Raw genomic sequence first — 19032 nt, forward strand, 5'->3', positions numbered from 1 at the left:
ACAAGGTAACATCGGGTTCGATTGCACCCCCTGAGGCGAGTTATGAATGTGAATACCACGAATCCAAACTCTTCCATGACGCAAAAACTGGGCGCCGTCTTATTTGCCGACGTCGTCGGATATTCGCGCCTGATGAGCGAAAATGAGTTGGATACCTATAACGCACTGAAATCATTGATATCGCAACTCGAACAAAGCTGCGCTCATTTCCAAGGCCGGGTGATCGAAGTGCGCGGTGATGGTATTCTAGCCCTGTTCGAGACCGCCACCAGCGCCGTTGAATTCGGGATCGAGCTGCACCGCATTGCCAGCCAGCACAACCAGAAAGGCCCCGAGACTCAGCGAATCAAGTTTCGCGCTGGTGTTCATCTGGGTGAAATTCTGATCGACGATCGCGGTATCCACGGCGACAATGTGAACATCGCCGCCCGTCTTCAGGAAATTGCCGAACCTGAACGGGTGTATGTCAGTTCCGCCGTCTACGATCAGGTCTGTAATAGGCTGCGCTATGGCTATGAATTCCTCGGGCCAAAACAACTCAAGAACATCCTTGCGCCTGTATCCACCTATTGTGTTCGCAGCGAAGTCGCAGGCGCCACCATGGCAGGAACCATGCGGCCCGGCATGCCCGGCGATATCCTGGAACGCCCGGATACGCCCTCAGTCGCAATTCTGCCATTTGCCAGCCACGGCGGGGACGAAACAGATAGCTGGATCGCCGAGGGACTGACCGACGACATCATCATGAATCTGTCCAAGTTCCGCAATCTGTTCGTGATTGCTCGGAACTCATCTTTTTTCTTCAAAACACAGTCTATGCCGCCGAAAGAGGCAGCCCGAAAACTGAACGTACGCTATGTCGCCCGCGGCAGCGTACGCCGTTCGGCCAGTCGCATCCGGATCACGGCAGAATTGGTCGATGCCAGTACCGAGCGGACGATTTGGGGGGAACGATATGACCGTAAGATCGACGATATCTTTGATATTCTGGACGAGGTGACCGAATGCATAGTTGCCGCAACTGCAGTGATGATCGAGTCTCACGAAAAGCAGCGCATGATCCAGTCGGTCCCCTCCGACCTCGAGGCTTATGGGTCTGTCCTACAGGGCCAACATCACATCTTCAAATACACAAGAAACGACAACCGAAAGGCGCAGGATTTTTACAAAAACGCGCTCGACCGCGATGGAGGATACGCACGTGCTGCAGCTGCCCTGTCACGCACGCTGAACATCGATTGGCGCTATTCCTGGACCGAGGACCCCTCAGACGCCTTCAACCAAGCTTTAACTTTTGCGCAACGCGCGATCGAGCTCGATCCAACCGATGCGCGTGGTTTTGGCGAATTGGGCTATGTTCACCTTTACCGCAAGGAACATGACGCTGCGATTCAGTCTTACCAGCGGGCTTTGGCTTTGAACCCGAATGACGCAGACATGCACTCGGATTTTGCCGATGCTTTGGCGCATTCCGGAGACAACGAAACGGCGATCACGCATATCCAGCAGGCGATGCGGCTGAACCCGTATTTCCCTGACCAGTACCTGTGGCACCTGGGCGGTGCGTATTACAATTTGCGCCGGTACGAAGACGTGATCGAAACCGTCAACAAGATGAACAACCCGACCGAAGGTCAGCGGATGTTGGCTGCCAGTTACGCACAGCTTGGTCAAACAGAGTTGGCCCGTCAGATCGCAGAGAAACACCGGGCCGTGCATCCTAATTTCTCGCTCAAGCGGTGGGGCTCGGTTCTGCCCGACCGGCTGGAGGAAGACACCCAGCATTTTGTGGAAGGTCTGAAAAAGGCCGGATTCTAACGACCCACAAAAAAGGGCGCGTTAGTCACGCGCCCGTTTCTGTTGCTGCTAAGGCAAGATTCAATCGCCGCCGCGCGCCTTGGCACCGCTGACTTTAGCCCCGCTCACCTTAGCGCCACTGACTTTTGCACCGGAAACTTTCGCCCCGCTCACCTTGGCGCCGGAAACCTTGGCGCCACTGACCGCAGGGCTGTCGAAACCGAAATAGATATCCAGCAAGACCTGTTCGAACTGACCGGTCATTACGTCCATACGCATAGTGTAGTCAGCTTTGTCGTAGTCCCAGACGCGCATATCATTAGCATACTGATAATCCGCAGACGCAACGCCAGAGAGCGATGGATTCACTGGCGCGCGAGATCCCTGGCCTGCAGGCGCATTTGCTTGAGTTGCCGTATCGCCTTCACCATGTACCAGAAAAATCGTGGGTTCGGGCAGCTCATAATACGTTCCTTCATACGCGAATCCGTAGATTCTGGCCAATTGGGCGTCGTCGTCTAACTGTTCTGCTAGGTGATTGTTATTACCACGCCGCTTCCGGCGTTTATCAACTCTTTTGAACTCTTGCTCACCAAGATCAAATCTACCCAATTGCTCCCAGAACGGTTTGTTCTGATCGAATTGCGTACCCTTACGGACTCTGATCAAAGTACCACGCCGCACCTGCATTTTGTTGAACCAAGAACTGTCCGCGTCATCCGCAACTGTATAGATGCCGTTCTCAACCAAGTTATCCTGATTTTTTACCAAGACGCGGTCGCGCGGCCTCAAAGTCACGCCGTCGACTGTATTGCCCTTCAACGGCAGCGACAGGTTTACGGTGGTGGCTGCTTTCACCTTTGTTTGTGATTGTATCTTGATGTCTTCAATAACTCTTCCGAACAAAAGCACTTCAGAAAAACTGAGCAAGGACTCGGACATGTCATTCTCTCCCATCTATGGGATCGACGAAGTCGGAACCCTCATCTCCCCCCAATAAATTGCGCTCGAACAATTAGACCGAGCAAATGTGTTCCAAAAATCACCCCACGTCTGAATGCCACAAAATGGCTTAAAAATAAAGATTTTTCCGTTTCAGTCTGGTACTTGCGTCCGGACCGAATTCGAATGACTGTCCTCATTGGGGTCGGGCAGGCGCGGACCTGCCGTTGTCAGGCCGATATCGCGCATACGGAAGTTGCCTTCGATGATGCGGCGGAAAGCGCCTCCTGTAACCTCCTGATCCACGGCAAGCAAAGCCTTTTCAACCCCGAAGTAGCTGAGCATATCCGCGTCCAGCATTTCCCACGCATCTGCCAGATACGACCCAAGGAAATCTCGCGCTTCAAGCAGCGCAATACGGAACCCTTCCGGGTTTTCGGCATATCGCTTGTCAAATATGTCCTGCATGACGCGGCTGTAATCAGGCGAGCCTTCAAGCTGATCCGACAGGTCTTCTTCCTCGGCGGTGATCAGACCATGTAGCAGCAGCCGTTCGTGATAAATGTCGACAAACACATCGAACATCGCGCCGGTCAAGGGCTCAGAGAGGTCATGCTCGCTGGACCATCCGGCGGCAAAATCTGAAAGCGGGCGATTATTGGCCGCAATGCGTATTTGGGCATTGTCTGACAGCTCGGCAAACCGGCTCAGGCGGTTGAACGTGTAAAGGTTCCCTCGCGTGTTTTCGAGCAGCGCGTCAACCACCGATCCGAAATGTAAAGACGCAAGCAGCGCCACCAGATCAGCGGCGGATTCATGAAACCCATAATACTCGCCCGCCGCATCTCCGTCTGTCGGCATCCCGATCACGCTGTAAATTATGGCGTGGCCAATCTCATGTGCGACGACATCGAAGTTCAGGCTATAGGGGCGGTATTCGTTCCCGTGCTCATGTGTCCCTCCGGTTTCCAAAAACCCCCAACCGATATGAGCGTTGTCGAGGCTGGGTAGAAGCGACAGTTCAAGACGGTCGAAGTCACGGGCAAAATGCCATGGGATCGGGCGGTCAAAATATCCCTGCCAGACATCCATCGTGAAATGCGCAGAGCCAAACAGATGCGCGGCCTCAAAAGCGGGGTCTGTCGGGTCGATATGGATGAAATTACCGAACTCATCCGGCATCGCGGGGGGTTGGATATAGCCATCCCAGGGCGGCAGATACATTCCCGAACCACCAGGTCCCGGCACGATCGCGCCATAGGGTGTGGATTTGCCAACGGGGTTGACCGTGTACATCCGCGGCCCCGATGGCCCAGGTCCGATACTGCCCTGTGGTGCCGAGATTTCGACCAATTCCAACGGGGCATCCGGTTCCAGAAAGGGCGATTGCGGATAAAGCAAGAACCGGGTTCCGGGTTCTTCTTGTTCGATTTGTTCGGGGTTAGTCACTGAGCGCCCTCCCGTTGCGTGTCCGTTAAAACCCTTGACCTTTATTCTGCGGCTCCGGCATCGACACCTTTGTTAGAATACAAAAACTCTGCTTCTATCAGTTCAAACAAGGCGTCGCGCCCGGCCAGTCCTAGCGCTTGCGCATATGCGTCCAAATCATCGGGCATTTCTTGGTCAAGACGGTATTCAAAGTACCACATCAGCGCACGAAGACGATCCACCCCCGGCGACCCTATCGAACGTATGTGGTTCTGCTTGTAGGCAGCACGATCCCGCAGCTTTGAGTATTTGTCTGTTCGGCGTAACTCTGACAAGAGTTGCGTCTCGAGTTGATCCGACCGCGACGCGATAGCGGCCTCGACCCGCGCGGTGTCGGCAAGCATCTCCTCATAGCTTTCGGGGTTTAGGTCGTTTGCCTTGATCCAGTCCATCAGATCTGATCGCCGCGACAGACCTGATTCCGCTCTGTGCTCGGTCATCAACCGGATCAAATCCTCGCGCGCCGGAGTGTGATTATGCCGTGCGGCATCCTCGCGCGCGAGCATGGCCAAGGCTGCGCGATCTCGCAAGCGGAGGTACAACTCGGGGCTTAGTCGTAGCTCATCAATCACGGAACGGTCGGCGTCCGGCTCACCGGCATCCACCCGTGCACGCAACGCTTTCCACATCAGGGTCGGTTCCGTGCGCGTTGGTTTTGGAAGGGGCAGGGGAGAGGTGCTGAGATGGTCGGCCATTCGCGTCAACATTGCACGGGCATCCTCGGCCTTGGCGTCGACTCGACCACTAGGCAACCAATCACTGAATAACGCGACGCCCGGCAAGTCCTTCACCGAGGCGAAAATATTAGCCCAATTGCGCTGGCGGTACTGAATCGTTTTGGCAGCGCGCAAAATTTCTGCCGCCGTTTCCGAGGGCAACAAGCCTGAAGCCTGCGCCTGTGCTACCGTCGCACGGATTGATACCATCGGTTCGCTGAGCGGCTGGAATCCCAGCTCGGCGGGGCTGTGCAATACCGCGACCTCGTCATCATCCTGTAGAACGCCGGAGTAGTAATCTTCGAAGATGCGCCCAACTCCGATCATCCCGAAATCGGCCAGTTCAGCGGCGCGCAGAGCACCCATGCTGGCACTGCCAAAAACAGGTATCTCCTGCTCTATGGCCCATAGAATTTCCTTGTGCCAAACCGATGGGACGCCTTCGAAATACCCGTCAATAATACCAATGGCGGATGGGTTTTGCTGTGCCACGCGGTACACATCACCCTGCCGGACGGGTGGCAGAATAGTGGTGTCCAGATGGCCTGCTACAGTTTCGGGCGAAAGTGTTGGGCCCACGAAAACAACCGCAGTCATGCCAGACCTTCCCGAATACGCTGCGCCCGCGGGCCAGGTACATAGTCCGGATCATCATGTGGTGCCTCAAGTCCGGGAATAACGGCCCGGACCACGGCGACGTCGTATTCCGGGCGCGATAGATCAACTGTCACAACTTGCGTAAGGTTCGCTGAGACAAGGTGCTCCAATATCAGACCCAGGTCACTTTCAAAGGTCTCGGTCACGTGAGATGGGCAATCGCGAAAGTTTTGATCAGCTTGAGTGCTTTTAATCAGATCACGGACATAGCGGCCCCGTTCCATTTTGGCCTGTTCAGTGAATTCTTCGGGGTCCAGATCGTCCCGCGCGCCCGAGATATAGGTCAGCCGCGTCTGCGCTGCCTCAGTCAAGGCCCTTAGCAAGGCGATGGCCCGATCCGGGTGGCAACCGTCCCCGATGCCAATATGGCCGACTTGTCCACTGCCCTCGCAAATCACGCAGCGAAAGCTGGCGATGCCGATATCTGATGTCGTGTTCCAAAGCCCAATCTCCAACCCGGCTGCGGCCATCATTTCCATGGCCTTTTGGCAACGCGGATCATCAACGCTGGCCGGATCAAGACGCAATTGTCCCGCACGATGATGCCAGAGCGTTGTTGCATCCCGTTCGATCAATTCACAGATGGCGTGGCAGCTTGCCTCGGTCAGGTAGTTCCCCGAGGCCAATCCGTTGGTTGTGCGGGGGAAGGCCGCCTGACCGCCAACCGGAGCGCTGGTATAGTCTGTATCAACCATTTCAAGCGGAACCCAGCACGCCGACCCTGCGCACAGATCATGCCCCTGGACCCATAACATGTTGGCATGCGGATCAAACTGCCGCCCTGTCACACGCGGCAGCCCTGCTACGTCAACTACGGTCGTATCCTCGGAAAGCTCGGCATATCTGGCGAGGCGCTGCGGTAACCGCACGCGTTCTGCATGCCACGACTCAATTGCCTCCATCACACCCGAGGCTTCAGCCGCGCGCAGGGACAGGCCCTTACCCAAAGAAACCGCAACCGATCGGGAATTGGGGCGGGCGACCATCACCGTCGGTAATCCGATCCGATCCAGACCGGTCAGATTGGCAATACGTGTGATGCCCATTTCCTTCAGAAACGGTTTAACGATTTCCAACGTCTGCTCGGGATCGCGCAACCGATGCGTGTCCAGCACGTATTGCTTCTGCGATCCATCGGGCATGCTGTGGGCCTTGTGAATTAATAATTGATCCCGGCGTGAAAATACGATCGCCGGTCTGGTCTGTTAGGGCGCAGGATGATGGATCATACCCGTTCGGTCAACTCTTGCGGCATTTAGCACGGTCAATTGCGGGCCGCGTGACATGTCGGGTCTTCAGTACCCGCACTTTGGTCTTCGCCATTCTTTTAATTGCGCCGGGGCATTGGGCTTCAGATGATCGCGAAATAGCGTCGTCAAGCTTGTGCAAAGTACAAGGGGTTTGCCAGCATGTTCAACGCACACCCTTCCGAGGAACATGCAAAAACCAAACCAGCCCTAAATGTCGCCTACACCCATTCTTCTGGCGACTTGTTTTAGTTGGGACGCCTGAGCTGCTTTGCTTCCAGAAAACCGCTCGGTACTACGGCTTGTCAGGCCCCAAGCTATCAATGGCCGCCTTCAGCGTATTCAACAGAATATCGATATCCTCATCGCTGGTGCGCCAAGAGGATACACTTATCCGAAGCGCTGGTTCACCCTGCCAGACTGTTGTGCCAAACCACGCCTTGCCCGAGCACTCTACCCGCTGTTGAAGCTCTTTGGTCTGCTCCGCAGTAGAACAACGGAAAAGAACCTGATTCAAGGCTGGGTCACACAGCAGCTCAAACCCAAGAGAGGGCAGAGCCTGTGCCACGCGGTCAGCCATCGCGCAGTGCCTTTCGATCAGGTCCGCAACGCCGGTACGGCCCAAAGTGCGCAACACTGCCCAGATCGGTATGCCGCGGGCGCTGCGTGAAAACTCGATGCCAAGGTTCTTCTGACTCTCGGGCGATGCAGTGGAATACACCGCGTCACTGTTCATGGCAGCCGCCATTGCATCGCGGTCACGACAGATCCCCGCCGCGCCGTCATAGGGCGTGTTTAGCCATTTATGACCGTCGGTTGTCCAACTGTCCGCGCCCTCGACACCCCTGGTGAGTTCACGCTTTGCCGGGGCAGCACGCGCCCACAGCCCGAAAGCCCCGTCAACATGTACCCATGCACCGGCTTGTTTTGCTTTCTCGATTAGCGGCTCAAACGGATCGAAACTACCAGTATTCACCTCACCCGCCTGCAAGCACAAAATCGTCTGCGCGTCCAACTTGGGGAGCCTTGCGGGATCAATGCCTCCGGTGTTGTCGACCGGTGCTTTGATCAGCCGGGCTTGGCCGAAACCGAGTATTCTCAGAGCCTTGAGAACGGTAATATGCGCCAATTCAGATACAACAACCTTGATTTCAGGCGCACCCTGCAAGCCCATCGCATCAAAGTCCCAGCCGCATTTTTTTAACAACTCGCGACGCGCGACGCTGAGGCAGACAAGCGTACTGGCGGTCGCTGATGTTCCAAACGCCACACCGCTTTCGCGCGGCAGGTCCAGAACATCAAGCAACCATTGCGCAGCGACTTTCTCAATCTTGTCAGCGACGGGCGAATTGTCCTGAGAGGACGCGCATTGATCCCAAGCCAAAGCAAGACGCTGTGCGGCGGCGGCGACTGGCAGTGTTGCGCCAATTACAAAACCAAAGTATCGGGGACCGTTTGAAACCGCAGTCGCTGCCGAGCCAGCTTCGTCCAGCAGGGCAAGTGTGTCTTTCGCAGATCCAAGACGGTCCGGCAAAGGTTCGTCAAACCGCGCAAGCTGTTGCAGGGCGGCGTCGTCAGGGTAAACCGGCATCTCTTCCACGTTGGAAATGTAGTGTGCAGCTCTGGCCTCTGCGTCGCTGAGTAGCTGTTTTTCCTCCAACTTCGACCTTTGCATCGTGCACTCCTTTTCCGAAAACGCTTCGGTGTTGATATTTGATCGGGCGAAGGCGTGCATTGCTTACCACGCTTCGGCTGAGTTGCGTCTTTTGATTTCCACTTACTTCTTCTGCGCCGGGAAAGCCGCAGAAGCAAACGTATGCTGAAAGTCTGCCGATCAAGTGCACGTGATGACCTCGCACGCCGGACCGGTACTCCGGTGTTGTGTGGCGTCCGTGATAACGGCCAGTATCGGGCTGGGTGCTGATCCGCTGCCATCGCAGATGCCACTTTGAGAAAGTGTGCGAATTTCAGCAACGGATCGTTAGAGTCTTGTTGATTTCAGCAACAGCCTCCTGCCGCTAAGATTGAAAACAGTTGATGTGGGAGGATCAGATGACACATTTGACTCGTAGAAATTTTGTAAAGACTGCGGCCACTGCGCTTGTGAGTGGTGTGGTCAGCGCGCCATTCTTGAGCGGTCGTGCAACAGCGGCTGAGCCGATTACTGTCGGTGGCATCCATGACACAAGCGGCATTCTGGATATTCTTGGCAAGCCCATGGCGCAACTCGCGCGGTTTGCCGTGCATGAGATCAACCAGGCCGGAGGTCTGTTAGGCCGGCCGCTTGAACTGGTTGAGTATGATCCCCAGTCCAACATGCAACTCTATGGCCAACTGGCCCAAAAGCTGGCGCTTCAGGACAGGGTCAGTGTTGTCCACGGCGGAATTACCAGTTCCAGCCGAGAGGTCATTCGCCCGGTTCTTCGCCGCTTTGAAACTCTGTACTTCTACAACACGCTTTACGAAGGTGGAGTTTGCGACCGCAACCAGTTTGCAATCGGCACAATGCCCGATCAAACGGTGGCCAACCTGATGCGTTATGTCATGAAAACGCATGGTAAACGCGTCTACGTACTGGCTGCGGACTACAATTTCGGTCAGATCAGCGCAAATTGGGTGAAAAAATACGTCACCGAGAACGGTGGGGAAGTCGTAGAAACCGAGTATTTCCCGCTTGATTTTGGCAATTTCGGCCCGACAATTTCAAAGATTCAGGCGTCCAAGCCGGATGCGGTTATCTCGATCCTGGTGGGTGCGACCCATCTTGGATTCTATCGTCAGTGGGCTGCGGCCGAAATGCTGTCTCGCATACCTTTGGCGTCAACGACGTTTGGCGCTGGTGGCGTCGATATCCAACAATTGGAGACACGGGAAACGGATGGCATCATCAATGCAGCAACATATGTTTCCGGAATCCAATCCCAGGCAAATCAGGACTTCCTTACGCGGCTGAACGCGTTCTATGGGGATGATGCGCCGTTCATGTCGGAACTGCCCTGCACAACATACGAAGGCATGATGCTTTGGGCAAAAGGAGTTGAGGCGGCAGGGTCCCTGGACAGGATGAAAGTGATTGAAGCGCTTGAAAGCGGTCTCAGCTTTGAGGGGCCGTCCGGCCGCGTTTCAATAGATCCAGCAACGCATCATACCATCCGTGATGTTCACATCTCGGAACTGTCGGATCGGAAATGGACGGTTTTGGAGACAACACAGCAGGTGCCGCCAACGGCCACGCAAGAAGTCTGCGATTTGAGCGCAGACCCAGACGCCAACTTTCAGCACAAGCTGTAGACGCACGTCACCATAACTTTTCAGGGCGGAGTGTTCGGTCGCTCTGCCCGAAAAACTTTTCGAATGTATCCGGGAACCCGCCGGGTGCATTCAGGGAGGAACCAATGGACTATTTAGCTGTCGTCGCGATTGAATTGTCTACTGCGATCGCCACGCTCGTGTTAATCGCGGCAGGGCTCGCAATTATCTTCGGTATGATGCGTGTAATCAATGTCGCACATGGCGAATTCATGATGCTGGGCGCCTATGCGACGCTGATGGCGTATACAGCCGGCCTCAATCTATGGATATCGGTGTTCATTGTCGCACCGCTGGTGGCTGGCATTTGGGGGGCCATTGTTGAGTTCCTGCTTATCCGGCGGCTTTATGGCCGCGTCGCGGATACGCTTCTGGCAACCTGGGGCCTTAGCCTGTTCATGATTGGCGCTGTTACCAGCATTTTTGGCAATACATCGAAAGGTATTCCGACACCACTCGGGGCGGTCAATATCGGGCAGTACTCTATCTCGGCCTATTCCCTGGTTCTTGTATTGTCGGCAGTGGCCGTTCTGATGGCCACGTGGCTTGTATTGAACAAAACACGTCTCGGAACGGTCGTTCGGGCAACGATCCAAAACCCGGATATGGCAGAAGCGTTGGGCGTCGACCACCGAAAGGTGTATTCGCGCACGTTTGCTACCGGCGCAGCAGTTGCCGGGCTGGCTGGAGGCGTTCTTGCCCCGATTTCCGGCGTCGTGCCAACGATGGGGGCGGCGTTCATCGCAAAAGCTTTCATTACAGTCATCAGCGGCGGCGCTGCAATTGTAGCAGGCACGCTCAGTGCATCCGTCGTGTTTGGCGGCATTAGTCAGGCCGTCACTTTCGTATCCGGAGCCGTTTGGGGCGAAGCCATGGTACTGTTCGTTGCAGTGGTCATTCTGCGTGTCATGCCCGGCGGCTTCAGTGAGTTTCTGAAAGGAAAAAGGTCATGAATGCGAACCGTAATAAATCAACGGTCTCGGTTGCATCCATCGTTGTCATCGCAAGTGTGGCGGCAGTGTTTGTACCCAGTATGCTGCCAATGTTCCAAGCGATACAGATGACACAGTTTGTGGCCCTGTCCTTTCTGGCCCTGAGCCTTGCCTATGTTTGGGGGCACGGTGGGATCATGTGCTTTGGCCAGGCAATGTTCTTTGGCATCGGTGGCTACGCCTATGCGATTGCAACGATCAACGGCTTGGAAAGCACCATAAGCTTGCTGATCTCAGCCGCCGCATCCGCTTTTTTCGCCCTGGCCCTTGGATACTTTATGTTCTTCGGACGGCTCAGGGCGGACATCGTCTCGATTGTTACGCTGGTCGTGTCCCTTATCTTCTACAAACTCCTGGGCAACAGCAGCGGTGCAAGTCTGCAAATCGGTCAAGCCAGCTTGGGTGGCTATAACGGTATTCCTGGAATTCCTCCGTTGAACGTTCCGTTTGACGGCACGTCCTTTCTAGCTCCATCCGAAACGCTTACCTTCAGCGCGTTGCTGCTTATCTTGTGCTATTTGTTTCTTGCGCAGTTGAACTGGCGGAAATTCGGGCGCGTCACACATGCTACTCAGCAAAACCCGCTGCGCGCTCAGCTGCTTGGCTACGATACGCGGCGCGAGTTGATGTATGTCTTTGCCATCGGAGCGGCAGTCGCTGGATTGGGCGGAGGCCTGTTTGCGGCATACCAAAACTTCATCGACCCCAACGTGTTCGCCCTGCCCATGTCTTCCCAAGCTTTGGTTTGGGTCATGCTGGGCGGGCGCGGTACACTATTGGGGCCGATCATCGCAACCTGGGTGCTTCAGTACTTGACGCTGCAACTCGCCGGTCAGAAGGCAATCGGTCCCAATATCGCACTTGGCGTTATCATGATGGCTGCGGTTCTTGCTTTCCCCAAGGGTCTGGCTGCCCTCAACGACATATCCCTGGATTTCTGGAGAAAAGATCAGAAGAAGGAGGAGAAGGCATGAACACGCTCCTGCAAACAAAAAATCTCACAAAAAGCTTCGGCGGCGTCGTTGCCCTGGATAACGTCGACTTCTCGATCAAATCAAAAGAGCTGAGATGTATAATCGGCCCGAATGGTGCAGGTAAAAGCACTTTCTTCCGATGCCTGACAGGCCAGCACATTCCCACAACGGGCAATGTCTTCTTTAAAGGACATGAAATCACAGGAAGGCAGATGCATGAGATTTCAAGCTGCGGAATAGGGACCAAGACCCAAGTCCCGAACCTGTTTGACGACATGACAGTGTATGAAAACCTTTGGCTGTCCGCTTCTAGCAACGCATCGAAAAACGAAGCAAAGGACCGAATATCCGAAGCTGCGCGGCTTACACGGACAGAGTCACTCCTTGATGAATTTCCAAGAAACTTGGCGCATGGCCTTCGCCAACGTGCTGAACTGGCGATGGTTATCTCAGCAGCACCTGACTTGGTGCTGCTGGATGAACCCGCCGCCGGGCTTACACATGCCGAAACACGTCATTTGGCCAAAATCATTCAGGCAGTGAATGAGAAATCGGCCGTCATAATCGTGGAACATGACATGCAATTTGTGCGTGAGATTGCGGACAAGATTACGGTCCTCTGCCAGGGTGCCATCCTGATCGAGGGCTCTGCGGAAACCGTGCTCTCGGATGCTCGTGTGCGAGAAGTTTATCTTGGTAGAAAGGCGGCTTGATCATGGTTGGACCTCATAAACTCATCAGCGTCCAAAACACCGAGACAGGATACGGGTCAATTAAAGTGCTGAACCGACTGTCGCTGGACGTGCAAGAAGGCGAATTTCTGGGCATTCTTGGACACAACGGAATGGGCAAGAGCACTTTGATCCGCTTGATCATGGGATTTCTTCCGGCGTGGAGCGGGTCCGTGCACTTTCGGGGGAAGGATATCACGCGCCTGTCAATCCATAAGCGTGCTTTGCTTGGGTTGGGATATGTTCCGCAAGGCAGGCAAATCTTTCCGGATTTGACCGTTGAGGAAAATCTTCTCATGGGCCTTCAGTGCAATATCAAAAGCAAATGCAAAACTGATGTCGACAAGATTCTGGACTATTTCCCCCGGCTTTCCAGGCTTCTGGATCGAAACGGAGGAGTTCTGTCTGGTGGGGAACAGCAATTGCTTGCTTTGGCGCGATGCCTGATCGGTGATCCCGCTGTTGTACTGTTGGATGAACCCACGGAAGGTATTCAACCGAATATCCTCGACGAGATCGTAGACACCTTGCTGCGCTTTAAAAAAGAGCGGTCCCTTTCCCTTGTACTGGTTGAGCAGAACCTGGATTTTATCTTAGATCTTTCGGAAAGAGTGGTTACTCTGGAAAGCGGACGCATAACCGGCGCGATGGATCCGAAACGGTTGCAAGACCCCAGCGTTGTTCAGGAATATGTAGGGCTTTGCTGATAGCGTCTGCCGAGACAGAGCCTTCTGTGGCAGATCGCTGACCTGTTTCCTAATGCAGAAGACTTGATTGATCATTCAGATAGTCGATAAACAGCTTTGCTGCTGGCAACAGGCGGCGTTCTCTTCTTCGGATCAACACAGTGCTTGGCGCAACGTTCAACAACTTGTCAATTTTTGCGGCCCATAACTGCCCTCTCTTTACCTCTTCGGAAACCGCATAATCTGGCAGAACAGACACTGCGCCAAACTCTCTTACGTAGCTTTTTATCGATTCAATGTGGTTAATTGAGCAAATGATCCTCGGCCGGATATCACACTGATTGACGGCCTCGTCAAAAAGTCTCTTTGTTTCAAACCCATCATCCAAGCTTATCATTGGATACTTCACCAAATCGTTGAGTTTCACGATCTTTTGCGCGGCAAGAGGATGGTCATTTTGCATCACTGCAACAATCGCCGTATCGAGCTTTAGTACCGTATCTATCTCGGGCGGGGATTGGGAAAAAATGGCAACACCGAAATCAACCTCGTTGCTTATGACATCTTCAATTACATTTTTTGATGCTGATACGTTGCATTCAAAATCAACGCCTGGGTATTTTTCAGAGAATGACGAAATTATTCGAAGCACCCAGCTCGACATGACGCCTTCGATTGCTGAAAACCTAACTGTGCCGGATTTGATGTTGTGTATTTCATCTATCTGACCGCGCGCCAGATCAAGGTCGCGCATCGTTTGGCGCATGTGTTGGGATAGTATCTTGCCTTCAGGGGTAAGAAACATACCGTCAGAACGCCGTTCAAACAGTTCAGTTTTAAAGCTGTGTTCAAGCAATTTTATTTGCCTGCTAATTGCGGAAGCGGACACATTCAACCTTTCGGAAGCCGCGCGCACGGATCCGCTATCAGCAACGGAAAGGAAATATCGGAAGCTGGTTATATGCACGATTCCACATCCTTAGTGTTCCAATATATCGAACACATCATTCGCATGATTGCGAGTTTTTCGCCAGCATTTTTAAGGTACGATGATTTCAAGACTACAATAATTGCAAACGGCAACGCGTCGGAAAGGTAAAAAATGAAAGAAACTGTCAAGGTTGCAGTGATTCAAGACAGCTCCATTCCATTCGATGCAACGGCTACGACAAAGAAGGCCTGCAATCTGATCAGGGAAGCGGCTGAAAACGGGGCAGAGCTTGCGCTTTTCCCCGAAGCTTTTGTGGGAACCTATCCCAAGGGACTTAATTTTGACGCGCCAGTCGGAAAACGCTTGCCCGAAGGCCGCGAGGATTTTCTGCGTTATTTTAACAATGCCGTGGAAATGGACGGTACCGAGGTTGCCCAGCTTATCGACACAGCACGCGAGTGCGGGATTTTTGTGGTTATTGGCGTCATCGAACGCGATGGGTTCACGCTCTATTGTACCGCGCTTTACATTGACCCGCAAAAGGGCCTTGTTGGGAAGCACAGAAAGGTGATGCCAAGCGGGTCAGAACGCCTGATCTGGGGCTTTGGCGACGGATCCACGCTTGAGGCCGTTTCATCAAACCTTGGAAAACTGGGGGCGGTGATCTGTTGGGAAAATTACATGCCAGCCGTCCGATTGGCTATGTATGATCAGAACGTCGAAATCTATCTTGTCCCCACGGCGGATGATCGGGATACCTGGCTGCCGACCATGCGTCACATCGCGGTTGAAGGGCGGTGCTATGTCCTGAGCGCGTGCCAGTACATTCAGTTGAAAGATTTCGGTCCCGACTATCGCAGTGTACTTTCCGATGACCCGGAGGCGGTCGTGATGCGGGGCGGAAGCACGATTATCTCTCCCCTTGGCGACGTGATCGAAGCACCGGTCTTTAACGAAAGAACAATCCTCTACGCGACATTGGACAACGCGAGCCTGATCCGTAGCAAATTCGACTTTGACCCGGTTGGACATTATTCAAGAGCAGACCTCTTTTCGCTGCATATGGACGCGTCGGTCAAAGAGGTTGTGACCAAAGCGTCGTCTGACCCGGCGTCCCAGACATCCGGCACAAACATACACAGGGAGGATGCGTGATGTTTCAAAAACCAACCGTTGAACAGGTTCAAGAGACTGCATCAGAGCTTGGCATGGCATTGCCGCCCGAGAAAGCTGCGGCATTTCTGAATGAAATGGGGCCGGTTTTTGAGGCTTACGACCTTCTGGATTCACTTGATGACGACATTCCGCCAGTCAATTATCCGCGCGGTGAGATCGTGGAGCCTTCTCCAAGCGAGAATGACATGAATGCCTGGACTGTGAAGGTTCGCATTGATGGCGCGCCAGAGGGTAAGCTGTTTGGAAAAACGGTGGGCATTAAAGACAACGTGAACCTTGCCGGCGTGCCAATGGCCAACGGCTCACCCACGCTTGCCGGTCATGTCCCCGCATTCGACGCCACGGTTGTGACGCGGCTGCTCGACGAAGGCGCGTCCATTGTTGGCAAGACAACGTGTGAGTGCTTTTGCTTATCAGCAGGAAGCCACACGTCCTGGCCGTTGCCGGTGCACAACCCTCATTTGCATGGTTTCTCGGCCGGGGGTTCGTCCTCGGGCAGTGCGGCTCTGCTGGCGCGCGGTGAGATTGACCTCGCTATAGGCGGCGATCAAGGCGGTTCGATCCGCGTGCCTGCCGCATTCTGCGGCGTGGTTGGCATGAAGCCGACTTATGGATTGGTCCCATATTCCGGAGTTGTGCCGATCGAAGCGACGGTGGACCATGTTGGCCCGATGAGCAGAAACGTGCGAGACAATGCGCTGATGCTGGAAGTGCTGGCGGGCAAAGACGGCCTCGATCCCCGGCAATCCGTCGACCATAAACCCGATTACACGGCCTCCCTTGGCCGGGGCGTCGATGGCCTGAAAGTTGGCATACTAAAAGAAGGGTTCGAACTGCCGCTTGCCGAAAAAGACGTCACGGATGCGACCCGTGCTGCCGCTGACAAGTTGGCTGAAAACGGTGCGGTCGTTGAAGAATTTTCTCTTCCGGAACACCATGTACTGGCTGCGCTTTGGGCTCCTCTCGGCATGGAGGGTTTGACAGCCCAAATGATGCTTGGAAACGGCATGGGGTACAATTGGAAGGGCTTGTACGACGTCGGATTGATGGAGGCGCATAAAGACTGGCGTTCCCGCGCCGATGAGTTGTCCACCACCCTGAGGATCGCCATGATCGTTGGGCGCTATGCCCAAAAGAACTACTTCGGGACTTATTACGCCAAGGGTCAGAACATCGTCCGTCGGTTGACGCGGAAATATGACGAGGCTTTTGCCAAGTATGATGTCATATTGACACCCACGGTGGTCATGAAAGCGACGCGCTTGCCCGGCCCGGACGCCGACGTTTCCGAAATTGCGGCAAGAGCCTGGGAAATGCTAGGGGCCACATCGCAGTATGATCTGACAGGGCATCCAGCGCTTTCCCTGCCATATGGATACTCTGACGGTTTGCCCATCGGTGTTTCAATAGCATCTGCCGCGTACCGAGAGGATTTGATCTATCAGGTCGCAGCGGTTCTGGAAGCCGACTGACAAGCCGCCACGACCTCAAACGTTCGCGCTGTGCCGTTCAGAACTTTGCGGCTGATTTTATTTATTTACATCAGCGGCTTGAATTAAGCTGCCGGTCCGAAAGGAGTGCCAAGATGAAGGATAAACTGTGCCTTATCACCGGCGTAGGTGACGGGACCGGAGCATCCGTTGCCCGGCGGTTCGCATGGGACGGATACCGCGTCGTTTTGCTGGCCCGAAATACTCAGCGATTGTCAGAGTTGGAAAAAGAACTGCCAGATGCGCGGTCCTTTGCATTCGACCTCGAAGATCTCGACCAACTCGTCAGGGTGTGTCGCCAGATCAAGGATGAGATGGGCACACCCGACGTGATTGTTCACAACGCGGTACGGGCCACCTTTAAGCCGTTCATGGAGGCCGACCCCGAGGAGCTGGAGCGAAACTTTAGGGTCAACACCACAAGTCTGCTGTACTTAGCGCGTGAACTGACCCCTGCCATGGTAGAACGCGGCAGCGGCTCCATCATCGTAACGGGCAACACTGCCGCATTGCGTGGTGTGCCAAACTTCGCGCTTTTTGCGCCGACAAAAGCCGCGCAAAGAATATTCGCACAGTCGCTTGCGCGGGAGCTGGGTCCAAAGGGCATCCACGTGGCCTATGTGGTGATAGACGCAGCCATTGATACGCCGTGGACCCGCATACCGTTTAATCCGGATGAGCCCGAAGACTTTTTCAGCAAACCGGACGCTATAGCGGAAGAGGTCTTTCATACCGCGCATCAATACCGATCCACATGGTCATTCGATGTAGAACTGCGGCCATTTGCGGAAAAATGGTAGGCTTGTCGTCAAGGACACGAGCGGCAGTCTAACCAGATGCAAAGTCTTTTGGAGCTCGTGGAGTTGTCTTCAACACTAGCAAGACAGTGTGCAAGGGGGGTCAGGTCAGGGCACCAAGACCGCGGCGCCCTGCAAACGCCCGGCACGCAGATCGTCGATTGCTATGTTGGCGTCGATCAACGGATATTGTTGCGTTTGCGTTCGAATGCCCGACGCTTCGACGAGGGAAAAAAACTCTTCCCCATCTTGTCGGGTCAGGTTGGCGACCGACAGGACATGTCGTTCACCCCACAGATCTCGGTAGGGAAAGGCAGGGATATCGCTCATGTGGATGCCTCCGCAAACGACCCGGCCTCCTTTTCGGACGGCTTTGAGCGCCATTGGAACAAGCGCACCAACGGGTGCGAAAATTATCGCGGCATCCAGCTCTTTTGGAGGCAGTTGGTCGGAATCGCCTGCCCATACCGCCCCGAGGTTGCGCGCAAAGCTTTGTGCTTCAACATCGCCGGGCCGGGTCAACGCATAGACAGTTCGGCCTTGCCAAATTGCCAGTTGTGCCAGGATATGCGCCGCGGCGCCGAAACCGTAGAACCCGATTTCCTGTGCATCGCCCGCCATACGCAGACTGCGAAACCCAATCAGACCTGCACACAGCAGCGGTGCCAGCGCAACCGGATCAGCGGACTCCGGCAACGCAAAAACATATCGCGCATCGGCTACGCACGCTTCGGCAAAACCGCCGTTTCGCGTGTAGCCGGTAAAAAGCGGCGCATCACACAGGTTTTCCTGCGCGTCCCGGCAATAGCGGCACTGCCCACATGTTGAACCAAGCCAAGGCACGCCGACGCGCTGGCCGATTTTCAAATCCGTGACCGCTTCGCCTTTGCGCAGGATACGCCCGACGATTTCATGCCCAGGAACCAATGGAAGCTCGGGGTGCGTCAGGTCACCATCAAGGATGTGCAAGTCAGTGCGGCAGACACCGCAGGCCTCAATCCGGATGAGTACATCATGGGGACCAGTTGCGGGAAGTTCGATATTTTCTTGACGAAGCGTGCTGCCATCGCCCGTAAAGACCATTGCAAGTGTCATCCTA

16 protein-coding genes are annotated in these 19032 nt (G+C 54.5%); 9 read left to right on the forward strand and 7 right to left on the reverse strand.

What is annotated here, in order from left to right; translation table 11 throughout:
* Window positions 1–42 precede the first annotated feature (42 nt).
* Window positions 43–1818 carry a tetratricopeptide repeat protein gene (locus ACXAET_RS16955; RefSeq protein WP_475187764.1) on the forward strand — a complete coding sequence of 592 codons (1776 nt, stop codon included), beginning with the start codon at window positions 43–45 and terminating at the stop codon, window positions 1816–1818.
* 60 nt (window positions 1819–1878) lie between these two features.
* Here the strand turns inward: ACXAET_RS16955 and ACXAET_RS16960 are convergent, their stop codons facing one another.
* From ACXAET_RS16960 to ACXAET_RS16980, 5 genes are all read right to left on the reverse strand, one after another.
* Window positions 1879–2739, reverse strand: coding sequence for a hypothetical protein (locus ACXAET_RS16960; RefSeq protein ID WP_475187766.1), 861 nt, complete (start codon window positions 2737–2739; stop codon window positions 1879–1881).
* 153 nt (window positions 2740–2892) lie between these two features.
* Window positions 2893–4188, reverse strand: a complete 1296-nt coding sequence (locus tag ACXAET_RS16965) for a gluzincin family metallopeptidase (protein WP_475187769.1) — start codon at window positions 4186–4188, stop codon at window positions 2893–2895.
* Between the two features lie 41 nt (window positions 4189–4229).
* Entirely contained in the window at window positions 4230–5540 is a 1311-nt protein-coding gene (locus tag ACXAET_RS16970; protein ID WP_475187770.1) for a TfuA-like protein, read from the reverse strand.
* Window positions 5537–6742, reverse strand: coding sequence for a YcaO-like family protein (locus ACXAET_RS16975; RefSeq protein ID WP_475187772.1), 1206 nt, complete (start codon window positions 6740–6742; stop codon window positions 5537–5539). The genes ACXAET_RS16970 and ACXAET_RS16975 overlap by 4 nt, the downstream gene beginning before the upstream one ends.
* Before the next feature lie 400 nt (window positions 6743–7142).
* Window positions 7143–8522 carry a pyridoxal phosphate-dependent decarboxylase family protein gene (locus ACXAET_RS16980; RefSeq protein WP_475187774.1) on the reverse strand — a complete coding sequence of 460 codons (1380 nt, stop codon included), beginning with the start codon at window positions 8520–8522 and terminating at the stop codon, window positions 7143–7145.
* 377 nt (window positions 8523–8899) lie between these two features.
* Between ACXAET_RS16980 and ACXAET_RS16985 the strand changes: the two genes are divergently transcribed.
* The 5 genes from ACXAET_RS16985 (at window position 8900) to ACXAET_RS17005 (ending at window position 13560) form a co-directional block, all read left to right on the forward strand.
* Window positions 8900–10138 (forward strand): transporter substrate-binding protein, encoded by a 1239-nt coding sequence (locus ACXAET_RS16985; RefSeq protein WP_475187776.1) that lies wholly within the window; start codon window positions 8900–8902, stop codon window positions 10136–10138.
* A gap of 104 nt (window positions 10139–10242) precedes the next feature.
* Window positions 10243–11109, forward strand: a complete 867-nt coding sequence (locus ACXAET_RS16990) for a branched-chain amino acid ABC transporter permease (protein ID WP_475187778.1) — start codon at window positions 10243–10245, stop codon at window positions 11107–11109.
* Window positions 11106–12122 carry a branched-chain amino acid ABC transporter permease gene (locus ACXAET_RS16995; RefSeq protein ID WP_475187779.1) on the forward strand — a complete coding sequence of 339 codons (1017 nt, stop codon included), beginning with the start codon at window positions 11106–11108 and terminating at the stop codon, window positions 12120–12122. The genes ACXAET_RS16990 and ACXAET_RS16995 overlap by 4 nt, the downstream gene beginning before the upstream one ends.
* Complete coding sequence (locus tag ACXAET_RS17000; RefSeq protein ID WP_475187781.1) at window positions 12119–12835, forward strand: ATP-binding cassette domain-containing protein; 717 nt, start codon at window positions 12119–12121, stop codon at window positions 12833–12835. The genes ACXAET_RS16995 and ACXAET_RS17000 overlap by 4 nt, the downstream gene beginning before the upstream one ends.
* Before the next feature lie 2 nt (window positions 12836–12837).
* A complete protein-coding gene (locus tag ACXAET_RS17005; RefSeq protein WP_475187782.1) occupies window positions 12838–13560 on the forward strand; it encodes an ABC transporter ATP-binding protein in 723 nt (240 codons plus the stop codon).
* Window positions 13561–13609: 49 nt separating this feature from the next.
* On the opposite strand, the gene ACXAET_RS17010 is transcribed toward ACXAET_RS17005, so the two are convergent.
* Window positions 13610–14506 (reverse strand): LysR family transcriptional regulator, encoded by an 897-nt coding sequence (locus ACXAET_RS17010; protein ID WP_475187785.1) that lies wholly within the window; start codon window positions 14504–14506, stop codon window positions 13610–13612.
* Window positions 14507–14641: 135 nt separating this feature from the next.
* On the opposite strand from ACXAET_RS17010, the gene ACXAET_RS17015 reads away from it, so the two are divergent.
* From ACXAET_RS17015 to ACXAET_RS17025, 3 genes are all read left to right on the forward strand, one after another.
* Window positions 14642–15625 (forward strand): carbon-nitrogen hydrolase family protein, encoded by a 984-nt coding sequence (locus tag ACXAET_RS17015; RefSeq protein ID WP_475187787.1) that lies wholly within the window; start codon window positions 14642–14644, stop codon window positions 15623–15625.
* Window positions 15625–17118: an amidase gene (locus ACXAET_RS17020; protein WP_475187789.1), complete on the forward strand. Its 1494-nt coding sequence runs from the start codon at window positions 15625–15627 to the stop codon at window positions 17116–17118. The genes ACXAET_RS17015 and ACXAET_RS17020 overlap by 1 nt, the downstream gene beginning before the upstream one ends.
* A 113-nt stretch (window positions 17119–17231) precedes the next feature.
* Complete coding sequence (locus tag ACXAET_RS17025; RefSeq protein ID WP_475187792.1) at window positions 17232–17936, forward strand: SDR family NAD(P)-dependent oxidoreductase; 705 nt, start codon at window positions 17232–17234, stop codon at window positions 17934–17936.
* A 105-nt stretch (window positions 17937–18041) separates the two neighbouring features.
* On the opposite strand, the gene ACXAET_RS17030 is transcribed toward ACXAET_RS17025, so the two are convergent.
* Complete coding sequence (locus tag ACXAET_RS17030; RefSeq protein WP_475187794.1) at window positions 18042–19028, reverse strand: zinc-dependent alcohol dehydrogenase family protein; 987 nt, start codon at window positions 19026–19028, stop codon at window positions 18042–18044.
* Between the last annotated feature and the right edge of the window lie 4 nt (window positions 19029–19032).

The sequence above is a fragment of the Ruegeria sp. AWH4_226 genome, from assembly GCF_056159225.1.

Coding starts and splice junctions, on each gene's coding strand:
- ACXAET_RS16955 (WP_475187764.1), top strand. CDS start 43: ATGAATGTGAATACCACGAATCCAAACTCTTCCATGACGCAAAAACTG.
- ACXAET_RS16960 (WP_475187766.1), bottom strand. CDS start 2,739: ATGTCCGAGTCCTTGCTCAGTTTTTCTGAAGTGCTTTTGTTCGGAAGA.
- ACXAET_RS16970 (WP_475187770.1), bottom strand. CDS start 5,540: ATGACTGCGGTTGTTTTCGTGGGCCCAACACTTTCGCCCGAAACTGTA.
- ACXAET_RS16975 (WP_475187772.1), bottom strand. CDS start 6,742: ATGCCCGATGGATCGCAGAAGCAATACGTGCTGGACACGCATCGGTTG.
- ACXAET_RS16980 (WP_475187774.1), bottom strand. CDS start 8,522: ATGCAAAGGTCGAAGTTGGAGGAAAAACAGCTACTCAGCGACGCAGAG.
- ACXAET_RS16985 (WP_475187776.1), top strand. CDS start 8,900: ATGACACATTTGACTCGTAGAAATTTTGTAAAGACTGCGGCCACTGCG.
- ACXAET_RS16990 (WP_475187778.1), top strand. CDS start 10,243: ATGGACTATTTAGCTGTCGTCGCGATTGAATTGTCTACTGCGATCGCC.
- ACXAET_RS16995 (WP_475187779.1), top strand. CDS start 11,106: ATGAATGCGAACCGTAATAAATCAACGGTCTCGGTTGCATCCATCGTT.
- ACXAET_RS17000 (WP_475187781.1), top strand. CDS start 12,119: ATGAACACGCTCCTGCAAACAAAAAATCTCACAAAAAGCTTCGGCGGC.
- ACXAET_RS17005 (WP_475187782.1), top strand. CDS start 12,838: ATGGTTGGACCTCATAAACTCATCAGCGTCCAAAACACCGAGACAGGA.
- ACXAET_RS17015 (WP_475187787.1), top strand. CDS start 14,642: ATGAAAGAAACTGTCAAGGTTGCAGTGATTCAAGACAGCTCCATTCCA.
- ACXAET_RS17020 (WP_475187789.1), top strand. CDS start 15,625: ATGTTTCAAAAACCAACCGTTGAACAGGTTCAAGAGACTGCATCAGAG.
- ACXAET_RS17025 (WP_475187792.1), top strand. CDS start 17,232: ATGAAGGATAAACTGTGCCTTATCACCGGCGTAGGTGACGGGACCGGA.
- ACXAET_RS17030 (WP_475187794.1), bottom strand. CDS start 19,028: ATGACACTTGCAATGGTCTTTACGGGCGATGGCAGCACGCTTCGTCAA.